General features: G+C 72.6%; 19 protein-coding genes. 12 read left to right on the top strand and 7 right to left on the bottom strand.

Annotation, left to right across the window (positions count from 1 at the left end):
* Positions 1-82 precede the first annotated feature (82 nt).
* The 4 genes from IF19_RS0105080 (at position 83) to IF19_RS0105065 (ending at position 4,047) form a co-directional block, all read left to right on the top strand.
* Positions 83-1,105 carry an ABC transporter ATP-binding protein gene (locus IF19_RS0105080; protein ID WP_078580412.1) on the top strand — a complete coding sequence of 341 codons (1,023 nt, stop codon included), beginning with the start codon at positions 83-85 and terminating at the stop codon, positions 1,103-1,105.
* A 1-nt stretch (position 1,106) separates the two neighbouring features.
* Positions 1,107-1,910 carry an ABC transporter permease gene (locus IF19_RS0105075; protein WP_030122052.1) on the top strand — a complete coding sequence of 268 codons (804 nt, stop codon included), beginning with the start codon at positions 1,107-1,109 and terminating at the stop codon, positions 1,908-1,910.
* 116 nt (positions 1,911-2,026) lie between these two features.
* Positions 2,027-3,316 (top strand): sensor histidine kinase, encoded by a 1,290-nt coding sequence (locus tag IF19_RS0105070; RefSeq protein ID WP_030118713.1) that lies wholly within the window; start codon positions 2,027-2,029, stop codon positions 3,314-3,316.
* Positions 3,317-3,393: 77 nt separating this feature from the next.
* Complete coding sequence (locus IF19_RS0105065; protein ID WP_030118714.1) at positions 3,394-4,047, top strand: response regulator; 654 nt, start codon at positions 3,394-3,396, stop codon at positions 4,045-4,047.
* Between the two features lie 95 nt (positions 4,048-4,142).
* On the opposite strand, the gene glgX is transcribed toward IF19_RS0105065, so the two are convergent.
* Positions 4,143-6,320: a glycogen debranching protein GlgX gene (glgX, locus tag IF19_RS0105060; RefSeq protein WP_050490948.1), complete on the bottom strand. Its 2,178-nt coding sequence runs from the start codon at positions 6,318-6,320 to the stop codon at positions 4,143-4,145.
* Positions 6,321-6,732: 412 nt separating this feature from the next.
* Here glgX and IF19_RS0105055 point away from each other — a divergent pair, with 412 nt between their 5' ends.
* The 7 genes from IF19_RS0105055 (at position 6,733) to IF19_RS0105025 (ending at position 14,153) form a co-directional block, all read left to right on the top strand.
* On the top strand, positions 6,733-7,977 hold the full coding sequence (locus tag IF19_RS0105055; RefSeq protein ID WP_030118719.1) for a L,D-transpeptidase: 1,245 nt from the start codon (positions 6,733-6,735) through the stop codon (positions 7,975-7,977).
* 364 nt (positions 7,978-8,341) lie between these two features.
* The gene (locus IF19_RS0105050; protein WP_030118720.1) at positions 8,342-9,586 is read left to right on the top strand and encodes a L,D-transpeptidase; all 1,245 of its coding nucleotides are present in this window, start codon (positions 8,342-8,344) and stop codon (positions 9,584-9,586) included.
* Positions 9,587-9,677: 91 nt separating this feature from the next.
* Positions 9,678-10,445 carry an enoyl-CoA hydratase/isomerase family protein gene (locus IF19_RS0105045; RefSeq protein WP_030196940.1) on the top strand — a complete coding sequence of 256 codons (768 nt, stop codon included), beginning with the start codon at positions 9,678-9,680 and terminating at the stop codon, positions 10,443-10,445.
* 274 nt (positions 10,446-10,719) lie between these two features.
* Entirely contained in the window at positions 10,720-11,235 is a 516-nt protein-coding gene (locus tag IF19_RS0105040; protein ID WP_030118723.1) for an ATP-binding protein, read from the top strand.
* Positions 11,236-11,650: 415 nt separating this feature from the next.
* Positions 11,651-12,553: a polysaccharide deacetylase family protein gene (locus IF19_RS0105035; RefSeq protein WP_030118724.1), complete on the top strand. Its 903-nt coding sequence runs from the start codon at positions 11,651-11,653 to the stop codon at positions 12,551-12,553.
* A 40-nt stretch (positions 12,554-12,593) separates the two neighbouring features.
* Positions 12,594-12,809 carry an EF-hand domain-containing protein gene (locus IF19_RS0105030; RefSeq protein WP_030118725.1) on the top strand — a complete coding sequence of 72 codons (216 nt, stop codon included), beginning with the start codon at positions 12,594-12,596 and terminating at the stop codon, positions 12,807-12,809.
* 393 nt (positions 12,810-13,202) lie between these two features.
* The gene (locus IF19_RS0105025; protein ID WP_234313163.1) at positions 13,203-14,153 is read left to right on the top strand and encodes a CopD family protein; all 951 of its coding nucleotides are present in this window, start codon (positions 13,203-13,205) and stop codon (positions 14,151-14,153) included.
* 27 nt (positions 14,154-14,180) lie between these two features.
* Here IF19_RS0105025 and IF19_RS0105020 read toward each other — a convergent pair whose 3' ends face one another.
* A complete protein-coding gene (locus IF19_RS0105020; protein WP_030118727.1) occupies positions 14,181-14,768 on the bottom strand; it encodes an Imm21 family immunity protein in 588 nt (195 codons plus the stop codon).
* Positions 14,769-15,767: 999 nt separating this feature from the next.
* Here IF19_RS0105020 and IF19_RS0105015 point away from each other — a divergent pair.
* Positions 15,768-17,042, top strand: coding sequence for a serine/threonine protein kinase (locus IF19_RS0105015; protein WP_050493700.1), 1,275 nt, complete (start codon positions 15,768-15,770; stop codon positions 17,040-17,042).
* Positions 17,043-17,365: 323 nt separating this feature from the next.
* Here the strand turns inward: IF19_RS0105015 and IF19_RS1000000137365 are convergent, their stop codons facing one another.
* From IF19_RS1000000137365 to IF19_RS0104995, 5 genes are all read right to left on the bottom strand, one after another.
* A complete protein-coding gene (locus IF19_RS1000000137365) occupies positions 17,366-17,641 on the bottom strand; it encodes a hypothetical protein (RefSeq protein ID WP_128647766.1) in 276 nt (91 codons plus the stop codon).
* Between the two features lie 49 nt (positions 17,642-17,690).
* The gene (locus tag IF19_RS0105010) at positions 17,691-19,160 is read right to left on the bottom strand and encodes a carboxylesterase/lipase family protein (RefSeq protein ID WP_030276064.1); all 1,470 of its coding nucleotides are present in this window, start codon (positions 19,158-19,160) and stop codon (positions 17,691-17,693) included.
* 39 nt (positions 19,161-19,199) lie between these two features.
* On the bottom strand, positions 19,200-21,494 hold the full coding sequence (locus IF19_RS0105005) for an N-acetylmuramoyl-L-alanine amidase (protein WP_030276065.1): 2,295 nt from the start codon (positions 21,492-21,494) through the stop codon (positions 19,200-19,202).
* Between the two features lie 316 nt (positions 21,495-21,810).
* Complete coding sequence (locus IF19_RS0105000; protein WP_411096682.1) at positions 21,811-22,755, bottom strand: terpene synthase family protein; 945 nt, start codon at positions 22,753-22,755, stop codon at positions 21,811-21,813.
* Positions 22,756-23,344: 589 nt separating this feature from the next.
* Positions 23,345-24,241: zinc ribbon domain-containing protein (locus IF19_RS0104995; RefSeq protein WP_248782504.1), on the bottom strand; the 897-nt coding region annotated here is incomplete at its 5' end.

The raw sequence follows: 24,241 nt of genomic DNA, 5'->3' as shown, positions 1-24,241 counted from the left end.
CCCGGCATCGACCGATCGGCTGACGCGGCGTCGAGCGTGACGGCGGATACCGGCCCCGGCCGCCCGCCGGAACCCTGGGGCCATGGCAATCATCGAAGTCAACGGGGTGCGCAAGACCTACGCGGGACGCGACGTGGTCGACGGCGTCTCCTTCTCGGTCGAACGGGGGGAGATCTTCGGCATCCTCGGCCCGAACGGGGCCGGGAAGACCACCACCGTCGAGTGCGTCGAGGGCCTGCGGGTCCCCGACGCGGGCACCGTCCGGGTCGCCGGGCTGGACCCCGTGGCCGACCACGACCGGGTGACGCGGCTGCTCGGCGCGCAGCTCCAGGAGAGCGAGCTCCAGGCCAGACTGACCGTACGGGAGGCGCTGGAGCTCTACGCCGCCCTCTATCCGGCCCCCGTCGACTGGCGGCCCCTCGCGGACCGGCTCGGCCTCACCGACCGGCTCTCCACCCGCTTCGCCAAGCTCTCCGGCGGCCAGAAGCAGCGGCTGTTCATCGCCCTCGCGCTGATCGGCGACCCCGAGATCGTGGTGCTCGACGAGCTGACCACCGGCCTCGACCCGCGCGCCCGCCGCGACACCTGGAAGCTCATCGAGGAGATCCGCGACAGCGGGGTGACCGTCCTGCTCGTCACCCACTTCATGGAGGAGGCCCAGCGCCTCTGCGACCGGATCGCCGTCATCGACCGGGGCAGGGTCGTCGCCCTGGACACCCCGTCCGGACTGATCCGGCGGTCCACCGGCTCCACCGTGCTCTCGTTCGTCCCCTCCCGTCCCCCGACCGCCCCCGAACTGGACCGGCTCGCCGCGCTCCCGGGCGTCGCGACGGTGACCCCGCCCGACGCCGCCGGCGTCCTCGTCCTGCACGCCACCGACGACACGGTCACCCCGCTGATCTCCCTGCTCGCCGAAGTCGGCGTCACCGCCCAGCGGCTGCGGATCACCGAGACCAGCCTCGACGAAGCCTTCCTCGACCTCACCGGCGAAGGACCCACCGGCGAGGACCTCGCCGGCCACGACCCCACCGGACACGGCCCCACCGGCGAAGGCCCCACCGGACACGCGACCGCCGCGCACGACCTCACCCGACAGGACGCCTGACATGACCTCCGCACCGACCCCGACCTCGACCCGTACGCCGGAGACGGCCGCCCCCGCGCGTCGGCGCGGCCCCCTGACCGCCGTCCTGCTCACCGAGACCCGGCTCTTCCTCCGCGAACCGGGCAGCCTGTTCTGGATCCTCGCCTTCCCGACCGCCCTCCTGGTGATCCTCGGCTTCGTCCCGCCCTTCATGGAGGCCGACGACAACCTCGGCGGCCGCCGCGTCATCGACCTCTACGTCCCCGTCTCGGTCCTGCTCGCCATGATCATGGCCGGGCTCCAGGCGATGCCCCCGGTCCTCACCGCCTACCGCGAACGCGGCATCCTGCGCCGGATGTCCACCACCCCCGTACGCCCGTCGGCCCTGCTCACCGCCCAGATCGCGCTGCACGGCGCCGCCGCCCTCGGCTCCGCGGCCCTGGTCGTCGCCGTCGGCCGGATCGGCTACGGGGTCGCGTTGCCGGGGCAGTTCGCCGGATACGCGCTGGCGCTGCTGCTCGCGGTCTCCGCCGTCCTCGCCCTGGGCGGCACGATCTGCGCCCTGGCCCGTACGACGAAGGCGGCCACCGCCGTCGGCTCGGTCGCCTACCTCGCGATGATGTTCACCGCCGGGGTCTGGGTGCCCGTCCAGGCGATGCCCGACACCCTGCGCCGCATCGTGCAGATCACCCCGCTCGGCGCCGCCTCCCAGGCCCTGGACCAGGCGGCCTCCGGGGCCTGGCCGAGCTGGGCGTACCTCGGCGTCGTCGCCCTGTGGACCGCGCTGCTGGGGCTCGCGGCGAGCCGCCTCTTCCGGTGGCAGTGACGGTGTCCGCGCAGCCGGGCCCGGCCGCGGCGGCCGCTCCCGCCGGGCCGCGCGGGACGAACGGTCCCGCCGCACCGCACGTGACGGCCCGTCGGCGGCCGGGGCAGACTGCGCGCATGACGCAGCCGTCCCACTCCCCGTGCCCGGCCACCGCCGCGGACTCCCGCACGGTCGAGCACCGCTGGGAGCAGTTCCACCGGTACGGGCCCTACGCCGTCCTCACCCTGGCCGCCCTCGTCTCGGCCGTCGCCGCCGACCTGATCATGACCCGCACCGAGATGTACCTCGCCGGGCCCCTGGTCGCGGTGGCGTACGGGCTCCAGACGTGGTGGGGCCGGACCCGTCCCCGTACGGCGGCGGGCGCCCCGGCCGGAGCGGCCTACTACGTCACCCGGACCGTCCTCGCCTCCGTCCTGACCTGGCTCAACCCGTTCTTCGCCATCTACGCGGCCCTCGGCTACTTCGACGTCGAACCCCTGCTCCCGAAGCGTTTCGTCCGCGCCGGGCTCCTCGCCACGGCCCTCACCCTGGCCGGTTCGCAGAGCGGGGGGCTGCCGCCCGCCTCCCTGATGAACTGGGTCGCCTTCGGCGCGCTGTATGTCCTCAACGTCACCCTCGCCCTCTTCTTCTGGCAGGTCGGCATGCGGGAGGAGGAGAAGGCCCGCGTCCAGACCGAGACCATCGCCGAGCTGGAGCGCACCAACCTCCGGCTGGAGGAGGCCATGGCGGAGAACGCGGCCCTGCACGACCAACTCCTCGTCCAGGCCCGCGAGGCCGGGATCGACGACGAGCGCCGCCGGCTCGCCGCCGAGATCCACGACACCCTCGCCCAGGGACTCACCGGGATCATCGCCCAGCTCCAGGTGGTCACCTCCCTCGCGGACCGCGACCCGGATACCGCCCGCGTCCATCTGGAGCGGGCCGCCGCGCTCGCCCGCCACAGCCTCGGCGAGGCCCGCCGCTCCGTGCACAACCTGGCCCCCGCCGCCCTGGAGCACGACGAGCTGACCGGCGCGCTGGAGAAGACCGTCGCCGACTGGGCCGAACAGCACCGCGTCCGGGCCGACTTCACCGTCACCGGCTCCGCCGAACCGGTCCACGACGAGATCGCCGCCGCCCTGCTCCGCATCGCGGGCGAGGCGCTGGCCAACACCGGGCGGCACGCCGGGGCCTCCCGGGTCGGCGTGACGCTGTCCTTCATGGACGGTGAACTGGCCCTGGACGTACGGGACGACGGGCGCGGCTTCGACCCGGCGGCCACCGCCCCGGCGAGCCGCGCCGGAGGCTTCGGGCTCGGCGGGATGCGGGCCCGCGCCGAACGCGTCGCGGGAGCGGTCGAGGTGGAGTCGGAACCGGGCGGCGGCACGGCCGTCTCCGCACGGGTCCCCCTGGTCAGGCAGGGGTGAGGGCCCCGCCCGGCTTCCGCGCACCGTACGGGGACGGCCCCTGGCCAGACACCCCCGGGCCCCCGTACGGTGCCGTCATGAGCGAGACCGCCGCCCGCACCGTCAGCCTCGTCGTCGTCGACGACCACCCGGTCGTCCGGGACGGTCTGCGCGGCATGTTCACCGCCGCCCCCGGCTTCGAGGTCCTCGGCGAGGCGGCGAACGGGGTGGACGCCCTCGCCGTCGTCGAACGGTGCGACCCCGACGTCGTCCTGATGGACCTGCGCATGCCCGGCGGCGGGGGAGTGGCGGCCATCGCGGAGCTGACCCGGCGCGGCGCGCGCTCCAGGGTCCTGGTGCTGACCACGTACGACACCGACTCCGACACCCTCCCCGCGATCGAGGCGGGCGCGACGGGCTATCTGCTCAAGGACGCCCCGCGCGACGAGCTGTTCGCGGCCGTCCGCGCCGCCGCCGACGGGCGCAGCGTCCTGTCGCCCGCCGTCGCCTCCCGGCTGATGACGCGGGTCCGCACCCCGGCCGCCGACCCCGCGGGCACCGCGCTGTCGGCCCGTGAGCGCGAGGTGCTGGTCCTGGTCGCGCGGGGCACCACCAACCGGGAGATCGCCGCCGAGCTGTTCATCAGCGAGGCCACCGTGAAGACCCACCTCACCCACGTCTTCGCCAAGCTGGGCGCCAAGGACCGGGCCGCCGCCGTCGCCGTCGGCTACGACCGCGGCATCCTGGGCTGACGCCTGACGCCTGACGCCTGACGCCTGACGCCTGACGCCTGACGCCTGACGCCTGACGCCTGACGCCTGACGCCTGACGCCTGACGCCTGACGCCCTACTCGCGCACCCGCAGCAGCAGCACCGAGCGGGCCGGCACCGCCAGCTCCGTACCGCCGTCCAGGACGGTGCCGGGCGGCTCGGCCTGGTCCTCCCGCGAGGTGTCCAGGACCAGTTCGTACGCGGCCGCCCACGGCGTCCCCGGCAGCGCGAAGACCGTCGGCTCCGCGCCCGCGTGCAGCACCGCGAGGAAGCTGTCGTCGGTCACCGGCTCGCCCCGCGCGTCCCGCCCCGGGATGTCCCGGCCCGAGAGGTAGAGGCCGAGCGTGGCGGCGGGGGCGTACCAGTCGGCCTCCGCCATCTCCCGGCCGTCCCGGGTGAACCACGCCAGGTCCCGCAGCCCGTCCGGGGCCTGCGCCCGCCCGGAGAAGAACGCGCGGCGGCGCAGCACCGGATGGGTCCGGCGCAGGGTCAGCACCCGGGCCGTCAGCGCGGTCAGCTCCCGCCACCGGGGCTGCTCCAGCAGTGACCAGTCGAGCCAGCCGGTCGCGTTGTCCTGGCAGTAGGCGTTGTTGTTGCCGCCCTGCGTACGGCCCATCTCGTCGCCCGCCACCAGCATCGGCACCCCGGTGGAGAGCAGCAGGGTGGTCAGCAGGTTGCGGAGCTGGCGGCGGCGCAGCGCGTTGACGTCCGGATCGTCGCTCTCGCCCTCGGCCCCGCAGTTCCAGGACCGGTTGTCGTGCGTCCCGTCGCGGTTGTCCTCGCCGTTGGCCTCGTTGTGCTTGTGCTCGTAGCTGACCAGGTCGCGCAGGGTGAACCCGTCGTGCGCGGTGACGAAGTTGACCGAGGCGTACGGGCGTCGGCCGCCCCAGGCGTACAGGTCGCTGGAGCCGGTAAGCCGGTAGCCGAGGTCCCGTACGTCGGGGAGGGCGCCGCGCCAGAAGTCCCGTACGGCGTCCCGGTAGTGGTCGTTCCACTCCGTCCACAGCGGCGGGAAGGCCCCGACCTGGTAGCCGCCGTTGCCGACGTCCCAGGGCTCGGCGATGAGCTTGACCCGGCGCAGCACCGGGTCCTGGGCGATCACCGCGAGGAACGGGGAGAGCATGTCCACGTCGTGCATCGAGCGGGCCAGCGCCGCCGCCAGGTCGAAGCGGAAGCCGTCGACGCCCATCTCGGTGACCCAGTAGCGCAGCGAGTCGGTGATGAGCCGCAGCACCTGGGGCTGCACGACGTGGAGGGTGTTGCCGCAGCCGGTGTAGTCGGCGTAGCGGCGCGTGTCGTGCTGGAGCCGGTAGTAGCCCCGGTTGTCGATACCGCGCAGCGAGAGCGTCGGGCCCCGCTCGCCCGCCTCGGCGGTGTGGTTGTAGACGACGTCGAGGATGACCTCGATCCCGGCGTCGTGCAGCGCGCGCACCATCCGCTTGAACTCCCCGACCTGCCCTCCCGCGGTGCCGGAGGCGGAGTAGCCGGCGTGCGGGGCGAAGTAGCCGATGGAGTTGTAGCCCCAGTAGTTGTGCAGCCCGCGCCGCAGCAGGTGGTCCTCGTGGGCGAACTGGTGCACCGGCAGCAGCTCCACCGCCGTCACCCCGAGCCGGGTCAGATGGCCGATCGCGGCCGGGTGCGCCAGTCCCGCGTAGGTGCCGCGCAGCTCGGGCGGGATGTCCGGGTGCAGCCGGGTGAAGCCGCGTACGTGCAGCTCGTAGATGACGGAGTCGGCCCACGGGGTCTTCGGGCGGCGGTCCTCCACCCAGTCGTCGTCATCGTGGACGACGACGCCCTTGGGGACGTGGGGCGCCGAGTCCCGGTCGTCGCGCACGGTGTCCGCGACATGCTGGTCCGGCCAGTCCCGGACGTGACCGTAGACCTCCGGCGGCAGCGTGAAGTCGCCGTCGACCGCACGGGCGTACGGGTCCAGCAGCAGCTTCGCCGCGTTCCAGCGGGCCCCCGTCCACGGGTCCCAGCGGCCGTGCACCCGGTAGCCGTAGCGCTGGCCGGGCCGCACCCCGGGGAGGAAGCCGTGCCAGATCTCGTGGGTCAGCTCGGTCAGCGGGCACCGCGTCTCGACGCCCCGCTCGTCGAACAGGCACACCTCGACCGCCTCGGCCCCGCCCGCCCAGAGCGCGAAGTTGGTCCCCGCCACCCCGTCCGGGCCGACCCGGAAGCGGGCCCCCAGCGGCATCGGTGCCCCCGGCCACACGGCGGGCGCCCCGCCCGCCGCCCGCCGGGCCTCGGCCATCTCCGTACGGTGGGCCTCCGCGACCTCCGCCCGGACGGCGGCCACCGCCTCCGGATCCACCGTCACCGGCCCCGGGGCGGCCACCGGGTCCGTAGCCGCCGCCTGCCCCGGGCCGGCCATCGGGTCCGTAGCCGTCACCCGCCCCGGGTCGGCCATCGGGTCCGAAGCCGCCCGCCCCCGGCCGGTCACCGCGTCCGAAGCCGTCGCCGCCTCCCGCTCGGGGTCCTGTACTGCCTCCTGCTCGGCTGCGCTCGACACCGTGTAGCCTCCCGCGGCTCGTAGGACGGGCACCGGAGGAGGGGGCGCGGCGTCCCGGCCGCGGCCCCTCGTCGTAGGAGTCCTCCCCCCAGTTCTGCCCATCGGCGGCCCCGCACTCACGTTTCCCCCGACCGGCCCTGGTCGTTGGGGGAGCGTGAACCACTCAGCGAAGAGCGCACGGCCCCGCTCGGCCGCCGTGCTGACATGGGCAGGACTACTGACCGTGCTGGCCCTCCTGACCGGCTGCACCGAGACCCGGGAGGCCCTGCTCAACGGCAAGGCGCGGGCCCCCGGCGACGCGATCAGCGTCTACCCGGAGAACGGCGCGACGGGCGTCGACGAGGAGGCCCGCATCGCGGTGAAGGTCCCCGACGGGCGGCTGGAGAGCGTCAAGGTCACGCGGATCGAGGACGCGCAGCAGCAGACGGTGGCCGGGCGGTTCTCCGACGACGGACGCTCCTGGGCCCCGGAGCCGACGGCTGGCCGGCTCGCCCTCGCCGCGAAGTACAGCGTCGACGCGGTCGCCGTGGACGACCGGGGCCGCCGCTCCGCCCGGCACTCCACCTTCACCACGCTCGTCCCCGAGCACCGCTTCATCGGCTACTTCAAGCCGGAGAACCGGTCCACCGTGGGTACCGGCATGATCGTCTCCTTCTCCTTCAACCGGCCGATCGAGGACCGGGCGGCGGTGGAGAAGGCCATCCGGGTGACGTCCGATCCGGTGGTCGAGGTCGCCGGCCACTGGTTCGGAAAGGACCGGCTCGACTTCCGCCCCGAGACGTACTGGGAGCCCGGCACCGAGGTCACCGTGGACATCGGGCTGCGGGACGTCGAGGGGGCGAAGGGGGTCTACGGCAGCCAGGACAAGACCGTCGTGTTCACGGTCGGCCGCTCCCAGGTCTCCCGGGTCGACGCGGAGGCCAAGACGATGGAGGTGCGCCGGGACGGTGAACTCCTCGAAACGGTCCCGATCACGGCGGGCGCCCCGAAGACCACCACGTACAACGGCCGCATGGTGGTCTCCGAGATGCACGAGGTGACCCGGATGAACGGGGCGACCGTCGGCTTCACCGACAAGGAGGGCAAGGGCGAGTACGACATCAAGGACGTGCCGCACGCGATCCGGCTCACCGAGTCCGGCACCTTCCTGCACGGTAACTACTGGGCCGACGCGTCCGTCTTCGGCGAGGAGAACGTCAGCCACGGCTGCATCGGGCTGCGCGACGCCAAGGGCGGCGACGCCGCCGCGCCCGGCGGCTGGTTCTTCGACCGGACCCTGATCGGCGACGTGGTCGAGGTGGTCAACTCGAAGGACAAGAAGGTCTCCCCGGACAACGGGCTCAGCGGCTGGAACATGGGCTGGAAGAAGTGGAAGGCGGGCTCGGCCCTTCGGCCCTGACCCCGGCCCCGGCCCCGAGCCCCGGACTCCGGCCCCCGGCCTCGGGCCCCGATTCTGGCCCCACGTCCTGAACCCGGCTCCGGGCCCCACGCCCTGACCCCGGCCCCCGTTGGCCGCCCCGCGTCGGCCCCCGCCCCCGCGCGCCCCGCGCCGGGGGCCGGCGCTCCCCGTGCTCGTCCCTGTACCCCGCGCCACCTGCGCGGCTTCCCGGGGAGCCCTCCGGACCAGTTGGGACGGAACGGTGACATCCCGGGGGGAGTTCACCCGACGTTGGTGTGATTATCTTTCGATGGGCGTGCAGGTGTAGCGCGCGGGGGTGCGGGCCACGGCGGGAGCCGGGGCCGTGCGAGGGGAGAAGACCACAGTGAACGGGCAGCCGATATCGGGGGCATCGGCCGGGGCGAGCGGGAAGCGGCGCGGGGGAACGGGGCTTTCCGCCCTGATGCTGGGCGCACTGCTGATGCTGGTGACGGCGTGCGGCGGCAGCGCCGACGCGGGGGACAAGAAGGACCCCGCGGGCGGGACGAAGAAGGGCGACACGACCGCCTCGCAGGCCGTCGTGACCATCGCGCCGAAGGACGGGGCGGACGCGGTGGCGACCAGCGGCGCCCTGAAGATCGGCGCCGAGCAGGGCAAGCTGACCACGGTCAAGGTCGCGGACCCCAAGGGCAACGAGGTCGAGGGCGAGATCGCGGCGGACGGCGCGAGCTGGACGCCGGAGCGGCACCTCGCCGCGGCCACCAAGTACACGGTGCACGCGGTCGCGAAGGACTCCGAGGGCCGTGAGTCGGCGAAGGACACCACCTTCACCACGCTCGTCCCCGCGAACACCTTCATCGGGCAGTACACGCCCGAGGACGGCTCCACCGTCGGGGTCGGCATGCCGGTCTCCATCAACTTCACCCGGGGCATCACCGACCCGGACGCGGTCGAGCGCGCCATCAAGGTGACGGCCGAACCGGCCGTCGAGATCGAGGGCCACTGGTTCGGCAACGACCGCCTCGACTTCCGCCCGGAGAAGTACTGGGCGTCGGGCACCAAGGTGACCGTCGAGCTCAACCTCGACGGCGTCGAAGGCCGGCCGGGCGTCTACGGCAAGCAGACCAAGACGGTGAAGTTCACCATCGGCCGCAGCCAGGTCTCCACCGTGGACGCGAGCGCGAAGCGGATGAAGGTGGTCCGCGACGGCAAGCAGATCAAGGACATCCCGATCTCGGCGGGTGCCCCGGCGACGACCACGTACAACGGTCAGATGGTCATCAGCGAGAAGCTCAAGGTGACCCGTATGAACGGTGACACCGTCGGCTTCGGCGGCGAGTACGACATCAAGGACGTCCCGCACGCCATGCGGCTCTCCACGTCGGGCACCTTCCTGCACGGCAACTACTGGGGCGCGTCCTCGATCTTCGGCAACACCAACACCAGCCACGGCTGCGTCGGTCTGCGCGATGTGCGCGGCGGCTACGACAACCAGACGCCGGCGGCCTGGTTCTACAACAAGTCGCTGATCGGCGACGTGGTCATCGTGAAGAACTCCCACGACAAGGTGATCCAGCCGGACAACGGCCTCAACGGCTGGAACATGGACTGGGCGGAGTGGAAGAAGTAGACCGCCTCCGCTCCTGAACGACCCGGGCGGGCCCGGTGCTGTGACCAACGGCACCGGGCCCGCCGTCGTTAGCGGTGGTTAACCTCTAGCCATGACTGTGACCTTCGAAGTACGCGACGGCGTCGGCACCATCCGGCTCGACCGGCCGCCCATGAACGCCCTGGACGTCGCCATCCAGGACCGGCTGCGCGAGCTGGCCGAGGAGGCGACCCGGCGCGAGGACGTGCGCTCCGTGATCCTCTACGGCGGCGAGAAGGTGTTCGCGGCCGGCGCGGACATCAAGGAGATGCAGGCGATGGACCACACCGCGATGGTGCTCCGGTCCAAGGGGCTCCAGGACGCCTTCACCGCCGTCGCCCGCATCCCGAAGCCGGTCGTCGCCGCCGTCACCGGCTACGCGCTCGGCGGCGGCTGCGAACTGGCCCTCTGCGCCGACTTCCGCATCGCCGCCGACAACGCCAAGCTCGGCCAGCCGGAGATTCTCCTCGGGCTGATCCCGGGCGCGGGCGGCACCCAGCGGCTGGCCCGGCTGATCGGCCCCTCCCGGGCCAAGGACCTCATCTTCACCGGCCGCATGGTCAAGGCGGAGGAGGCCCTGGCGCTCGGCCTGGTCGACCGGGTGGTCCCGGCGGCCGAGGTCTACGAGCAGGCGTACGCCTGGGCCGCGAAGCTGGCCAAGGGCCCCGCGCTGGCGCTGCGCGCCGCCAAGGAGTCGATCGACGCCGGACTGGAGACGGACATCGACACCGGGCTGACGATCGAGCGGAACTGGTTCTCCGGTCTGTTCGCCACGGAGGACCGCGAGCGGGGCATGCGCAGCTTCGTCGAGGAGGGCCCGGGCAAGGCCACGTTCGGCTGACCCGTAGTCGGAACGGGTGCCCCGGTAGTCGGGTCGGACGGTCCCGCGCGAGGTGTTCATCCGTCAGGGCGGATTATCCGGGCCTTAAGAGAACCTTAAGGCCCGGAGCGCTCTCCGCCCGGACGGGCTGCGGACACCGGAGCAACACCGCAGCTCAGTGCGGGCGTTCAGGATGCTGTCATGCCCGGGGCATATGTCAAAAGCCTTCCTCGGGCGGCCTGTTGGCCGGGCGCGGATTCCCCCGGAACGACCCCGGGGGGCGATGTCTGCGGCCATGATGGTGGGCATGGCGGGCCTGGAGGGTGTGAATGAGCCGCGACCGCGCAGCAGTGCGACCGCGGCACGGTGGACGTCGACCATGGATGACGAACAGGCGTTCAAGGCGCTGAAGTTGTTCGGCGATCCGACCGAGGGGGAGGTCCGGCTGCCGTCGCGTCCGGAGTCGGCGGCGACGGCCCGCAGGCTCACCTCCTGCGTCGTGCTCCGCCAGTGGTCCCTCTCGCCGCAGACCGCCGAGTTCGCGGTGCTCCTCGTCTCGGAGCTGGTCGGCAACGCCGTACGGCACACCGGGGCCCGGGTCTTCGGTCTGCGGATGGTGCGCCGCCGGGGCTGGATCCGCATCGAGGTGCGCGACCCCTCGCGGGGTCTGCCGTGCCTCATGCCGGTGCGCGAGATGGACGTCAGCGGCCGGGGCCTCTTCCTGGTCGACAAGCTGTCCGACCGGTGGGGCGTGGACCTGCTGCCGCGCGGCAAGGTCACCTGGTTCGAGATGCGTATCGCCGACCGCTGACCGGGGCTCGCCCCCTCGGGTCTTCCGGCCGGATACGCAGAAGCCCCCGGTTCGCCGTGGTGGGGCGCTGCGGGGGCTTCTGACGGGGGCCGTGAAATGGGGGGTGTGTTCACGGCCGCTTCTGGCGACCTTGCCCGGGTCAATGGAGGTCGTGGCTCCGACTATGGCAGACGGGCGACCTCGGTGCCAAAGCGACTTGTCGGGATATTCCAGGTGCAATCGGGCGCTTGGCGCGTGAATCGCAGGTGTGCTCCATCACTAACCTGGCATTCCATGCATCATTATGGCATCTCTTGAATGATTCATAGATCATTTGATGAACTACTCAATCGCCGCATTTCGCCCGTACCGCCTCTACTCTGTCCCCGGAATCCGGGGGTACCGGTGGCGGCGGTGGAGCGTGAGGTGGTCGGGGATGCACGGTTACGGGAACCCGCCGGGCCGCCGCCGCGCGCTCGGCGCCGGGGCCGGAGCGCTGGCCGCCGCCCTCCTCGCCGGGTGCGCGGAGCCCTCCGGCCGACGGGAGCCGACCGCAGGGCTCCCCGGTCGGGCGGCGCCCACGTCCGGGGCCTCGGGTCGGGCCGCGCCCACGTCCGGGGCATCCGCCCCGCCCGCGCCCGGTGCTTCCGGCCCCGCTCGCGCACCCGCTCCCGCTCCCGCCCCCGCCCCGCGCCGGTTTCCCGGGCTGCCCGTGCGGATCGCGCACGGGCCGCGCGACCGGCCCCGGGTCGCCCTCACCTTCGACGGGCGCGGCGACCCGGACCTCGCCGTCGCCGCCCTCGCCCGGTGCGAACGGGCCGGTGCGCGCGTCACCGTGCTCGCCGTCGGCACCTGGCTCGCCCGGCACCCCGAGCTGGCCCGGCGGATTCTCGACGGGGGCCACGAGCTGGGCAACCACACCGAGCACCACCTCGACCTGGCGGCCCTCGACGAGAGTGCGGCGTACGAGGAGATCGCCGCCTGCGCCCGGCGGCTGCGCCGGCTCACCGGGTCCGCCGGCGCCTGGTTCCGGCCCTCGCCCACCGCGTACGCCTCCCCGCTGGTGGAGCGGCTCGCGCGGCGGGCCGGCTACCCCCACGTCCTCGCCTGCGACGTGGAGTCGCTCGATCACGCGGCCACCCGCGTCGCCACCGTCACCCGCAAGGTCGCCGGGGAACTGCGCAACGGGTCGGTGGTGGAGCTGAGCCTCGGACGCCCCGTCACCGTGGCCGCGCTGCCGCTGCTCCTCGCCGAGATCGGCCGGCGCGGGCTGCACGCGGTGACGGCCACGGAGCTGATGGCCCGACCAGCCACCGGGGCCGCCCGGACGGCCGGATAATCTGACCCCTGAACATTCGGCATCACGAAGGGGTGGAACTGTGGCGGACATCGAGTCGGCGCGGACGGTATTCGAGAAGTTCGACGCGAACGGCGACGGGCTCATCACGGCCGGCGAGTACAAGAGCGCGATGGCCCAGCTGGGCGACCCCTTCGTCACCGAGACGGTGGCGCAGGCGATCATCAACTCCCACGACGCCAACGGTGACGGCCTGCTCACCTTCGACGAGTTCTGGGCCGCGCAGAACAAGGGCTGACCCCGGACGGGGACCGGCCGGCCCGCCGGGGCACGCCCCGCGCGGCCGGCCGGAGCCCGCCCGGCCTGCGGCGCCCGGCACGACCTGACCCGCCGGCCCGCCTTCACCGGACCCGCCGTCAACCGTCCGCCGGGTGCGCTTCGGCCGTTCACCGGACCCGCCGTAAACCGTCCGCCGGACGCGCCTCAGCCATCTCCCAGCACGCCTTAACCGTCCGCCGAGCCTGCCTTAACCGTCCGTTATGCGCGGCTTGCCGCCTTTTCGGCCGCGGGTGAGGATCGGGCCGTGACGTTCTCCGGACCTCCCGCCGACCCGGCTGCTCAGAACCGGCTCGGCCTGTTCTTGACGACCGCCGCGCCGAGACCCGTCGGCCACGCGCCCCGCACGGGTGCGATACCCGGGCCGCCGGCCGCACGCTCCCGGACCGGCCCGCTGCTGGTCTGCGCGGCGGGCGGCCTCGCGCTCCTCATCGCCCTGCTCGGCCCCGGCGTCGCGGCGCGCGGCACCGGAGAGCTTCAGATGCCCGGTGCGGGGCTGACCGCGGCGCTCCGTACCGTCCTGTTCACCGCCCTCGCCCTCCACCTGGGCGAACTCCTCGCCCCGCAGCTGATCCGGCCCGTCCGGGGCCGCCCCCGCACCCCCGTCCGGAGCTGGGCCGTGCTCGCCTCGCTCGCCGGGGCCGCAGCGGCGGCCGGGCAGATCGTCCGCCTCGCCGTCGTCGGCGGACTCGGCCTCATCGAGACGTACGGCACCCGCGAGGGCGGACTGCTCCTCGTCGTCGCCAACGGCCTGGTCCTCGCCGCGATCTGCGCCGCGACCGAACGCCCGGACCTCGCGCTCATCCCGCTCGCGGTGGTCATCGGCGCGGAGGCCCTGCGCGCCCACCCGGAGGCGTACAGCCCCGCGGTCGGCGCCGCCCTCACCGTCGTCCATCTGACCGCGGCCTCGCTCTGGTGCGGCGGGCTGCTGTGCGTCCTGCGCACGATGTGGCACTGGCGCGGCTCGCCCGTCGCGGCCCGCACGCTGCTCGGCCGCTACGCCCGCCTGGCGGCCTGGCTGTACGCGGCCCTCGCCGCCACCGGCACCGTCTCGACACTGCGCCGGCTGCCGCTGGACGTGGTGTTCACCTCCGCCTACGGACGCACCCTGCTGGCCAAGCTGGTGCTCATGGCCGTGGTCAGCGCGCTGGCGCTGGCGGCCCGGCGGCGCATGCTCCAGGACCACGACCCATCTGTCGCGCACCGGCTGGCCCGTCATGAACAGGCGGTGTTGGGACTGGTCGTGGTGGTCTCGGCGATCCTCACCGCCGTCCCCGACCCGCACCGGATCTCGCCGGGAGGCTGAGGGCCCGCCCGGAGCACGGCTGTACGTTCAGGACGCGACGGGCAGCAACTGGACCAGTCCGACCCCGGTCTCCTCGTCCGCTTCGGTGTGGGCGGCCCGCACCCTCCAGCGACCGGCGGGCAGCGCGACCGGAGCCCGGGAGGGCATCGCGTCTCCGGAAGGGTCGGTGTCCGGCGCGGAACCCGCTTCGGCTGAGTCCATGAGGACGGCCGGTCCGTCCGACGACCACGTGCCGCACTCCTCCCACGCGGTGGCGGGGTCGGAGAGAACAGCCCCGGCCGCCGTCTTCAGCCCCGTCTCCGAGTCGGCCGCCAGCCACCGCAGGAAGGTTCGGTGCTCAGGCAGGAAGCAGGTGGTGGCCGGCTCGTCCGCCAACACCAGTGCCTGTGCGCCGTCCTCGCCGACGGTGATCACGCCGGCCGGACCGTCCACCGCGCAGGCCCGGTCGTAGTCGTCCGGAGCGGTGGCGTCCCCCGCCATGACCCCGGTCTCCGTACACCCGCGCCACGCGGCCGACGAGGAGACGGGGACGACGATCAGCGGCCCGCCCATCGACTCCACCCAGACAGGGGAGGTGTGGGAGGCAGGGGCTTCGGGCGACGGAGGGGCGCTCATGCCATCAGTGTGCCCCGGCGCACTGACAACGCCCGGCGCGGCCACCGGTACCGGGTCAGGAACGGCCCGCAGCCCGCCCGGCCGGAGCCGAGCGCGTACCGGCGGGCCGGAACCCGGCCTGTCATCGGACGGGCTGTCATGGCCGCTGAGAACGGCGTCGCTCAGCTGATCCCACGGAGCGGTTCCACCGCCCTGCGGACGAGCAGCGAACGGCAGCGGGGCGACCAACTGGGACCTGTCCGGCCGACCATGAAGCTCTTCAGTATCCAAGGGCTGGAAGACAACTGTCGGCCGTCAGGGCATGCTGCTAATGGTTCGGACTTGGACGTGAAAGAAACGTGGTCCTGCCCGGTGTGCGCTGCTGATCGCCAGGACCTTGCCTCGCGCCGGAAGACGGGCGGAGGCGGCCGACGGGCTTCGTATCGAGGAGCAGGCCCGGCGATAAGGAGGCACCGACTTCCTGCCGACCAGCAGCGGATCAGTGGAACACCAGCCCGTACAGGGTAGGGCAACCACCCCCTGACGCCGCTGCTGAGGCGGGTCGCGCAGTGATCACCGGTCTGGCCGCCCTCGACCCCGCCGTGACCCCGCCCCACGCACCCGGCTTCCTCGTCCCCTTCCGCCCGCGCGGACCGGCACGAACTACCGTGCTGTCGCGGCCCCCGGAAGGATCAAAGTGCTGTTCTCAAGACTGCCGAACGGAGCGGGGAGTACCGCCTCACGACAGTCGCGCCAACTGCCGAAACAGTCCCACGGCAGCGCCCCTGACTGTCCTGAACGCCCGACTATCGGGAACACTCAGTTCTGACGTGCCGTCACTGGCCCCCCGTCCGCCGGCACCAACACTCCGGGACGGGTTCGAGGATGGTCGTAGGCCCGGCGCGTCGCTGACCGGCGCGACGCCTTGGCCCCAAGCGGCTGACGGGGCAATGTGTGTACGCGAGACTGAGCATCTCGCACGGGGGAGTCAGCCGGGGCCGGGACCAGGGAGGCGTAGCGGTGCAGGACGAGTTGCTGGCGGGGCGCTACCGGATGGTACGGAAGCTCGCCGAGGGAGGAATGGGCGAGGTGTGGGAGGCGTCCGACGAGACGCTGGGGCGGACCGTCGCCGTCAAGCTGGTGTTTCAGTTCGCCGGAGGCGGGAACCGCGGCGACCAGGAGCGCTCCAGGTTTCTGCGTGAGGCCCGCATCACCGCCGGATTGCAGCACCCCAACCTGGTGACCGTCCACGACGTTGGCGAGACCGGGCTCGGGGCCGACCGCGTGCCGTTCCTGGTCATGGAGATGATTCGTGGTGAGGGCCTGGACGTGGTGTTGAGCCGGGGCGCGGTCGCGCCGGCGGACGTGGCCCGGTGGGGAGCCCAGATGTGCGACGCGCTCGACGACGCGCACAGGGCCGGGATCATGCACCGGGACATCAAACCGTCGAACCTCTTCGTCACGCCGTCCGGCATTGCCAAGATCCTCGACTTCGGCATCGCCAAGGCAGCCGATCCACTCGCGACCCGGGTCACCAGGACCGGCTTCATCGTGGGCACTCCCGCGTACATGGCCCCGGAACAGGCGCGCGGCTACCCGGAACCCAGCAGCGACCTGTACGCGCTGGGCTGTGTGCTCTTCGAACTCCTCACCGGTCAAACGCCGTTCTCCGCCCCCGACGCCATGGGTTACATCACGGCGCACGCTACCGAGGAGCCATCCGCTCCCAGTTCGGTAGCTGAGCGGGTTCCGCCCGAGTGGGACGACCTCGTGCTGACCCTGCTCCACAAAGATCCCGCACAGCGCTTCCCGGATGCCGCCGCCCTCGCGCGGGAGCTGCGACGTCTGGAGAGCGGGCCGCTGGGACCTTTCCATATCTGGACGTTCGCCAGTAGGTGCCTGGATGTATGGGGTGTCAGCCGGGACGACCACACGCGGATCGTTCAGTACAGCTGTCACGGCGGGGCGAACCAGCAGTTCACCTTTCATCCGGCCGGAGACGGGACGTACGAGATCAGAACGTTCGCGGGCAAGTGCCTGGACGTGCAGTGGGCCAGCTCCGACGACTTCGCCCATATCATTCAACACGCCCGCAATGGCGGTCCGCACCAGCGGTTCTCTCTCCACCCGGTAGGCCAAGGGCTGTTCGAGATCGGCACGTTTGCCGGGAAGAGGCTGGACATTCTGGAGTCCCGGACCGGTGACCATACGCCGCTTGTACAGTACGCCCGGCACGGTGCGCCGAACCAGCAGTTCCGGCTGGTACTGGTCGGCGCGCAGAACTTGCCCCAGTGAGGGGGCAAGCTCATTGCCGACGCTGTCGGGAATCTTGGGATCCGGCGTGGCGGATCAGAGTGAGCGTCTACCCGAGTGGTGCGTTCCTACTGGTCAGAACCGGTCGACCAGTGACTTTCCATAGTCATCGCCCGCAGCGGGTGAAAAGCATTCTCCGAGCGCTTTGCCGTCCTGGTCGTGAAGAGCAGACTGGACATAGGAGGCCAGCCCGCCCCGGCTCGGTGCGCCGCCGGGTGAATCCGGTTCGTTCGAGATTCCCGCGGTGATGGCTGTGACCCACCCTACGAAAGCCAGGACCAAGGCCCCGGAAAGTGCCATTCTCTTCAATCGCAGACTTTGATTTTGGCGGCGGTATATAGGCTCCCGTTGGTGCCCGCCGCCTTCGTGACGGTCCGGGCCGCGCTCACGGTCCACCCACACACATAGCTACCCGAATCTTCGGAGAATTCGATGCGAGCGTGATTCGTCCAGGTGCGGTTTTTCGACTTCTTGGAAACGTGGGCGCTGTCCGCCTTCAGCCCGCTTCCCTTGACGATGACACGCACCGATCCGGAGCCATCGGCCATCCCGGCGTTGCCGGTGCGTTTCGTGGCGTTCATCGGCTCGCCATTATCGACCGCCCACGTGCTCCCCGTTGGGCGGCGCCGTTCAGCGCCGCCGCGGCTTCCAGCAGCGCAGTTCGTCGTCGCGCGGGGCCAGGACCAGCGACGGCGCCGTGGGCCCGAAGACCGTCACCGGGCGCCGCGCGTCCCAGGACGGCCACCCCGGGTCCCCGTGCGCCGCGAAGTCCACCCACGCCCGGTGCATCGCGGACGCCAGCTCCCCGGGAGCGTCCGGGCCGGTCAGGGCCCGGGTGTCGGGGTGGTCGAGGGTGTCGAAGACGAAGCCCAGCTCCAGCGCGTGACAGGCCCCGAGCCGCTGCACGGGGGTGGGCCAGCCGAACTCGTAGACGTACGTCGAACCCGGCGCGGTGGTCCGGGCGTCGGCCAGCCGGTTCAGCGGGACGCGCAGCAGCAGGTCGGTCGCGAGCGCGCCGAGGATCTCCCCGGGCGTGGCGCCCGGACGGTTGGCCCGGTACGTGCGCGCGGTGGCGTTCGGCACCCGGAACTTCAGCAGGGCCAGGCGCAGTTGGAGCGGGCTGATCCGCTCGGTCAGCCCGCCGGGCACGAACCAGAGCCGGTACTCCTCGCTGTTCGTCCCCGTCAGCAGGTCGATGCCGGCGGACGCGCCCGCGTGCAGCGCCGCCACCGGATCGTGCGGCAGCAGTTCCCCGTCCACCACGATCTGGAAGGAGGTGCGGCCGGTCAGCGGGTTTCCGCCGCTGGTCACCTCCGTCTGGGCGGTCAGCAGCGCCTCCGGGTCCACGGCGGCCAGCGCTTCCGCCGTGGCGGGCGCTCTGAGCCGGCGAGCGATCAGCTCGGTCGTCCGCCGCCCGGCGGCCGGGGGGAGCGCGGCCGGGGCCCCGCTCTGGAGCACCGCCCGCCGCAGGAGCCCCGCCGAACGGGGCGAGGCCAGCAGCGCGGCGATCGAGATCGCGCCCGCGGACTCCCCGGCCACCGTCACCCGGTCCGGATCGCCGCCGAACGCCGCGATGTTGTCGCGCACCCACTCCAGCGCGGCGAGCTGGTCGAGCAGCCCCCGGTTGGCGGGCGCGTCCGGGAAGACGCCGAAACCCTCGACACCCAGCCGGTAGTTGACGGAGACGAGGACCACCCCGTCCCGGGCGAACGCGGTCCCGTCGTACACCGGCACCGCGGAGGAGCCGTGCACCAGCGAGCCGCCGTGGATCCACACGAGGACGGGCAGGGCGGCGGCCCCGGGGGAGGGCGTCCACACATTGAGGTTGAGCCAGCCGTCCCCCGGCACCGCCGGATCCGGCAGCAGCCGGTCCAGCGGCGGGGCGTAGGGCCGCTTCGGGGCGGTCGGCCCGTACGCCACGGCCTCCCGCACCCCGGTCCACGGCTCCGGCGGAGCGGGCGCCCGGAACCTCAGCGCGCCCACCGGGGCCGCCGCGTACGGGATGCCGCGGAAGACCGCGACACCCCGCTCCACCGCACCGCGCACCGTGCCGTACGCGGTCCTCACCTCCGGGGCGCTCCCCGTCTCGACGTCGGACATGGTGTGTGCCAACCCCTCTCGCGGTGCGGTGGCGCGCGGCTACTTCAGGTAGACCAGCCCGTCCGTGGTCAGGGCCGGGCGGCCCTTCGTCCCGACGACGACGATCTTGACCGTGTGCTTGGCGCTGGAGGACCAGGAGGTCGCCCAGATCGCGTCCCGGTACTTGGTGGCGGAGGACTTCAGGTCCACGGTGGCGGTCTTCTTGCCGTCGACGTAGACGTGTGCCTGCCCCGATGTGGCGGCCCGCGACACCACCCACGCGGCCGACCGGCCGGTGAACGTCCAGGTCAGACTGGCGTTCTTGGTGCTGCTGGAGTACGACTTGCCGCCCAGGTAGCTGCTGGAGGACTTGGTGGTCCACGTGCCGCTCTTCTTGGCGGCGGACTCCTGGAGGATCACCGGGGTGCCGGAGACCGAGGCGGCGGCCGTGTTCCCGGCCCGGTCGTACGCCGTCATTTTCCACGTGGTGGCCGCGGCGGGCTTCGCGGTGTGCGAGGCGCTGCCCGTGGTCGGGCCGTACGTCCTGGCGACGGGCGCGGTGAGGCGGACCTCCTTGAGCGCGGCGCTGTCGGTGGCCTTCCACTTCAGGGTGAGCGGGACGGCGGTGGCGTTCACCGTGCCGGTGCGCAGGGTGAGGGACGGCTTGGTGGAGAAGGCCGGCGCGGTCCGGTCGGCGACCACGGTCGCCGCCGGGGAGAGGGAGGTCTTCCCCGACTGGTGCGTGGCCCGGACCTGCACGGTGTGCTTGCCCACGGCGAGCGTGGCGGAGGCCGAGGACGCGTCGCCCTTGACGGTCGCCACGGGCTTCCCGCCGACGAGGAGTTCGTAGCTCTTCACGAAGGCGGCGGGCGTGGTCGCCTTCCAGCCGACGGTGACCTTCGACTGGGTGTAGTACGTGGATCCCGACGCGTTCGCCCCGGTCACCGAGGAGATGGTGAGCCCGGAGACGGGCCCGGCGGCCAGCGTGCGGATGGCAGGGAGCTGCTGGTAGAGCGAGAGGCCGGGGCACTCGGTGGCGAACCCGTCGCGGTGTCCGGAGATCCGCTGGAAGGCGTACTGGTTCCCGGCGACGAACTTCTTGTGGTCCATGTTGTTGCCGTTGGCCCCGGCGGTGAGCTGGACCGTGCCGGCCGGGTCGGCCTTGTACTGGCCGAGCTTCCACGCGGCGACGCGGGCGACCGCGGTGGTCGCGGCGGTCGCGGCCTTGGTGTCGGTGTACATGCCGATCACGGCGATCCCGGCGGTGTCCCGGTTGAAGCCGTAGGTGTGCGCGCCCATCACGGGCCGGTCCACGCCGCCCTTGCGGCCCTCGAAGACCGTGCCGCACTTGTCGACGATGAAGTTGTAGCCGAGGTCCTTCCAGCCGTTCGACCTCACGTGGTACGTGTGCAGGCCGCGCACGATGGCCGCCGAGTCGGCGCAGGAGTAGGCGTTCGTCTGCGCCGTGTGGTGGACGAAGACGGCCTTGACCTGGTCGAGGTAGTCGGGCGCCTCGCTGTTCAGCGACTCGTCCGCCTTCCAGGCCGCCCGGGAGACGATCGGCGGCTGCGGAACGGTGGACGGCGGTCCGGGCGTCGGCGTCGGGGAGGCGCTGGGCGTCGTCGGCGACGTGGACGGCGTGGGGGACGCGGTGCTCGCGGAGGGCGTGGGGGTGGGGCTCGGCGGCGCGGGGGACTCGGTGGTCGGCGTGGGCGCCGGCTCGTCCGTGGGGGTCGCGTCCGGCTCCTCGGCGGGCAGCGTGGGCGACGGGTCCTCGCCGGGCGCGCCGTCCTCGCCGGGCGACCCGTCGGCGGCGAACGCGACGGGTTCGGCGGCGAGCGGGGCGGGGGCGCCGCCCGGGTCCACGGTGTCGAGGCGCAGCCCGTCGGGCAGCCCGGACCGGGCCCCGTCGGCGCTGGTGACACGGACCTCGACGCCGTTGGAGGGGCCGACCCAGCGGGGTTCGGTGGTGCCGCGGACGCCGGACCGGCCGGCCTCGGTGCGCCCGTCGATCTCGGTGTCCAGCGGCAGCCAGCCGGTCCACTCGCCGGTGGCGGCGGAGCGGGTACGGGCCTCGACGCGGCCGTCCACCTTCGCGGCGGGGTCGGTCCAGGTGACGCCGAGCAGGCTGAAGGGCTCGGTGTCGCGGCGAGCGAGCGAGGCGGAGTCGCCGTCGGCGGAGGTCTTGAGCGCGGTCCGGTGCACATCGGACTTGGCCGGGGCGGACTTGGCGTCCGCCGCCCGCCCGTCGCGGTCGGCGTCCGAGGCGCCCGTCACGCCCTGGAACACCAGGACACCTGCCACGGCCGCCGTCGTGACGGCGGCCGTGGTCCAGACTCTTCGCTGCACTCTCATATGTGTCATCCCGGGGACGTCGCTGACTGAAGGGCAGGGCATTCCGACCGGTCAGGCGCTGACCGGGGGCACGACGCGCTCGTCGGCCCGGCCGGTGGGGGCGACCCGGGACATGCTGCGGCCCTCAGTCTTCCATGGGGCCCGGGGCGCGGTGCGGCGGCCCCGGGCCGGGGCAGGTGGTGCGGGTGGTGCGGAGGCGTGCCGGTGGCGGTGCGTGCGGGTGGTGCGGGGGCGGGCGGTCCGGATACCGGCGGTGGGGCCGGCCGGGTCCGCCGGAGTGCTTCGCGCACCCGGCGGACCCGGCCGGCCCGTTCGCTCAGGCGGCGAAGTGGCGGGACAGGGAGTCCCGTTGATCCCGCTCCACCAGGTCCGGACGCGTGTAGCGCTCGGCACGCGCATGGTAGTCGAAGTCGCCCCGGACGAGCCCCCGGTAGTCCTGGACGCAGCGCTCCAGGGCCTCCCGGGTCGGGCCCTCGATACCCGCCGCCTCGATTTCCTCGATCAGCTCCCTTTCCGCCCGGAGTACGCGTTCGGCCACCCGTGCCAGTTGAATTCCGGCCTCGTCGACGGCTTCCTGGAGCGTGCACCCCCGGTCGCGCTGAATCAGCCGGACGGCGTTGTGCTCGTAACCGAGGGCCGCTTCCTTCTCGAAGGAGCAGATGTCGTTGCAGAGCCCCGAATGATCGGTGACCGCGTTCCGCAGGGCGATATAGGCGGGCAGACTCCGGGCGGAATCCGTGAGATCGATTCCCGCGGTGATCTCGTGCAGGCAGAGAAACGGCTGCATGGCGACCGAATCACGGCGGTGCTTGACGAACTCGGCCCGGCTCGGCACCTGTCCGGAGACCCGCTCGACGGCCTCGGCGTAGTACGTCCACAGCCAGGCGGCGGTGTCCCGCCGGAACTGCCGGTTCCACTGCGGTGACCTGCCCGCACAGGTCCGCTCCCGCAGTCCGGCCAGGGCCCGTTCCATCGGCCCGTTCGGCGCGGCCCCGTCGAGGACGTCCACCAGGCGGGCGATGGCCGCCTCGCACACCCGGGGATCGCGTCCCGCCGGGCCGTCGTCGAACTCGTCGTCCACGAGGAAGGCCCAGAACAGCCATTGACAGAACAGGTCGAGATGTTCCTGGGTGGCGTTCGGGAAGATGAGGGAGATCCACAGTTCCGGGCGGGTCCGGATCATTTTCCGGCGGGCCGGGACGGAAAGGTCCAGACCCTCGGACTCGGCCCATTCCCAGGCGGCTTCACGCGTGGCGGCCAAACCCGGATGACAGCCGGCGCTCTCGAACGGCATGTGAAACGCGGGTAACGTGATATGGCTCATTGCTGCCCCTCATCTGATGAATACGGGCGGACGATATGTACGACGCATTCCGGGTGACCGAGCAGGGGACGGGCCCGTCCGGAGTCGGCGGCCGCGAGCCCGGACACCGGCCGACGGGGCGACCGTGCGAGGTGGGAGGGCCATCGCAGTCCTCCTCCTTCCTCCGCCGGAAGCCCGGGACGGCGGGCGCGGCAGGCGAGCCGGTGGGCGAGCGCGTCACCATGGGTGATGCCCAGTCAACCCCGAGTGGGGGTGCGGAGGGAAGCATGTGTGACCGAAAATGTTTGATCGTCAATATTTTCCTGATCGGTACTGGGTCGTCTGTGTCTTCCGGGGTGTCGTCCCGGCGTGTTCCCGATCGCTGAAAGCGGCTACTTCGGCGAGCTGGGGCCTTGGGTTGACGGACCGTGCTCCGGCGAGCTCCTGCCTCGGGACGGCGGACCGCATCCCGGGCCTCGGGGCGGCGGACCGCACTCCGGGCCTCGGGACGGCGGACCGTGCTCCAGCCCCGGGTGGTCGAGCGTCCTCAGGCTCGTCGGAAGAACTCGATCTCCCCGACCGCGATCGGCCGTCCCTTCCCCTGGCCGGCCGCCTCCCGCAGCACCAGCTCCACGGAGACGACATCGCTGATGCCCATCCGCGACTCCTGCTTGCCCGGCTTGTCGTTGAAGGACAGGGACTTCCTGTGGACCTTGCCGTCCTCGGTGGTGACGAGCAGATCCGCCCGGGTCGGGCGCGCACCCCGCCGGAACTCCTGCGGCTCGGTCGACACACCGGTGTGCACCACCACGCCGACCAGCCGGAACGGAGTGCCGAACGAGCAGGTCAGCGACGCGCCGAGCGCGGGCGCCCCCCAGTACTCGTTGGTCACGCCGTCGATCGCCGCCCCCGCCGGATGCCCGGGAGCCTCGCCGCTCGCGGCCGCTCCGGTGGGGCTGATCTCGGACGTCTTGCCGAGCTTGTCCCGGACGTCCTCGTAGGCGTACCGCCCCAGCGGGAAGAACAGGAAGCCCGCGAGCACCAGCCCGGCCACGGCCAGCACCAACAGCGTCCGGCGCAGCATCCGGCCCGAGCTGCCGCGCACCCGGCGGCGGAACGGCCACACCGTGCGCCACCACGGCAGGGCCGCGGCCTGCTCCCGGACCTGGAGCGGAGCGGCGCACCGGCGGCAGAACCGCCGCCCGGCGAGGTTCGGCGTACCGCATGCGGGGCAGGGCGGACCGTCCGGCGTCTCGTCCTCGGCCACCGGCCGCACGACGGGCCGCCGCGCCACCGGCCTGGCCGGCCGCACGGCCCCGACCGGCTCGTCCGTCCCGGCCGCCGCTTCACCGGGCGCGCTTCCGGAGGCCGCGGACGGCGTCGCGGTGGGAGCGGACGCCGGAAGCCCGGGGCGTACGGGGGCGGGGGCGGGGCGCGCTGGGGG

It is taken from the genome of Streptomyces californicus, from assembly GCF_000717645.1.
Lineage (GTDB): Bacteria > Actinomycetota > Actinomycetes > Streptomycetales > Streptomycetaceae > Streptomyces > Streptomyces californicus.
Note: the sequence above shows the minus strand (reverse complement) of the source record. Positions and strands in the feature narration are given on the sequence as shown.

Excerpts from the sequence above, each read along its gene's own strand:
- IF19_RS1000000137365 (WP_128647766.1), bottom strand. The coding sequence starts at position 17,641 with ATGAACGCCACGAAACGCACCGGCAACGCCGGGATGGCCGATGGCTCC.
- IF19_RS0105010 (WP_030276064.1), bottom strand. The coding sequence starts at position 19,160 with ATGTCCGACGTCGAGACGGGGAGCGCCCCGGAGGTGAGGACCGCGTAC.
- IF19_RS0105040 (WP_030118723.1), top strand. The coding sequence starts at position 10,720 with ATGATGGTGGGCATGGCGGGCCTGGAGGGTGTGAATGAGCCGCGACCG.
- IF19_RS0105045 (WP_030196940.1), top strand. The coding sequence starts at position 9,678 with ATGACTGTGACCTTCGAAGTACGCGACGGCGTCGGCACCATCCGGCTC.
- IF19_RS0105080 (WP_078580412.1), top strand. The coding sequence starts at position 83 with ATGGCAATCATCGAAGTCAACGGGGTGCGCAAGACCTACGCGGGACGC.
- glgX (WP_050490948.1), bottom strand. The coding sequence starts at position 6,320 with ATGGCCGAGGCCCGGCGGGCGGCGGGCGGGGCGCCCGCCGTGTGGCCG.
- IF19_RS0105065 (WP_030118714.1), top strand. The coding sequence starts at position 3,394 with ATGAGCGAGACCGCCGCCCGCACCGTCAGCCTCGTCGTCGTCGACGAC.
- IF19_RS0105035 (WP_030118724.1), top strand. The coding sequence starts at position 11,651 with ATGCACGGTTACGGGAACCCGCCGGGCCGCCGCCGCGCGCTCGGCGCC.
- IF19_RS0105020 (WP_030118727.1), bottom strand. The coding sequence starts at position 14,768 with ATGAGCGCCCCTCCGTCGCCCGAAGCCCCTGCCTCCCACACCTCCCCT.
- IF19_RS0105075 (WP_030122052.1), top strand. The coding sequence starts at position 1,107 with ATGACCTCCGCACCGACCCCGACCTCGACCCGTACGCCGGAGACGGCC.
- IF19_RS0105005 (WP_030276065.1), bottom strand. The coding sequence starts at position 21,494 with ATGAGAGTGCAGCGAAGAGTCTGGACCACGGCCGCCGTCACGACGGCG.
- IF19_RS0105070 (WP_030118713.1), top strand. The coding sequence starts at position 2,027 with ATGACGCAGCCGTCCCACTCCCCGTGCCCGGCCACCGCCGCGGACTCC.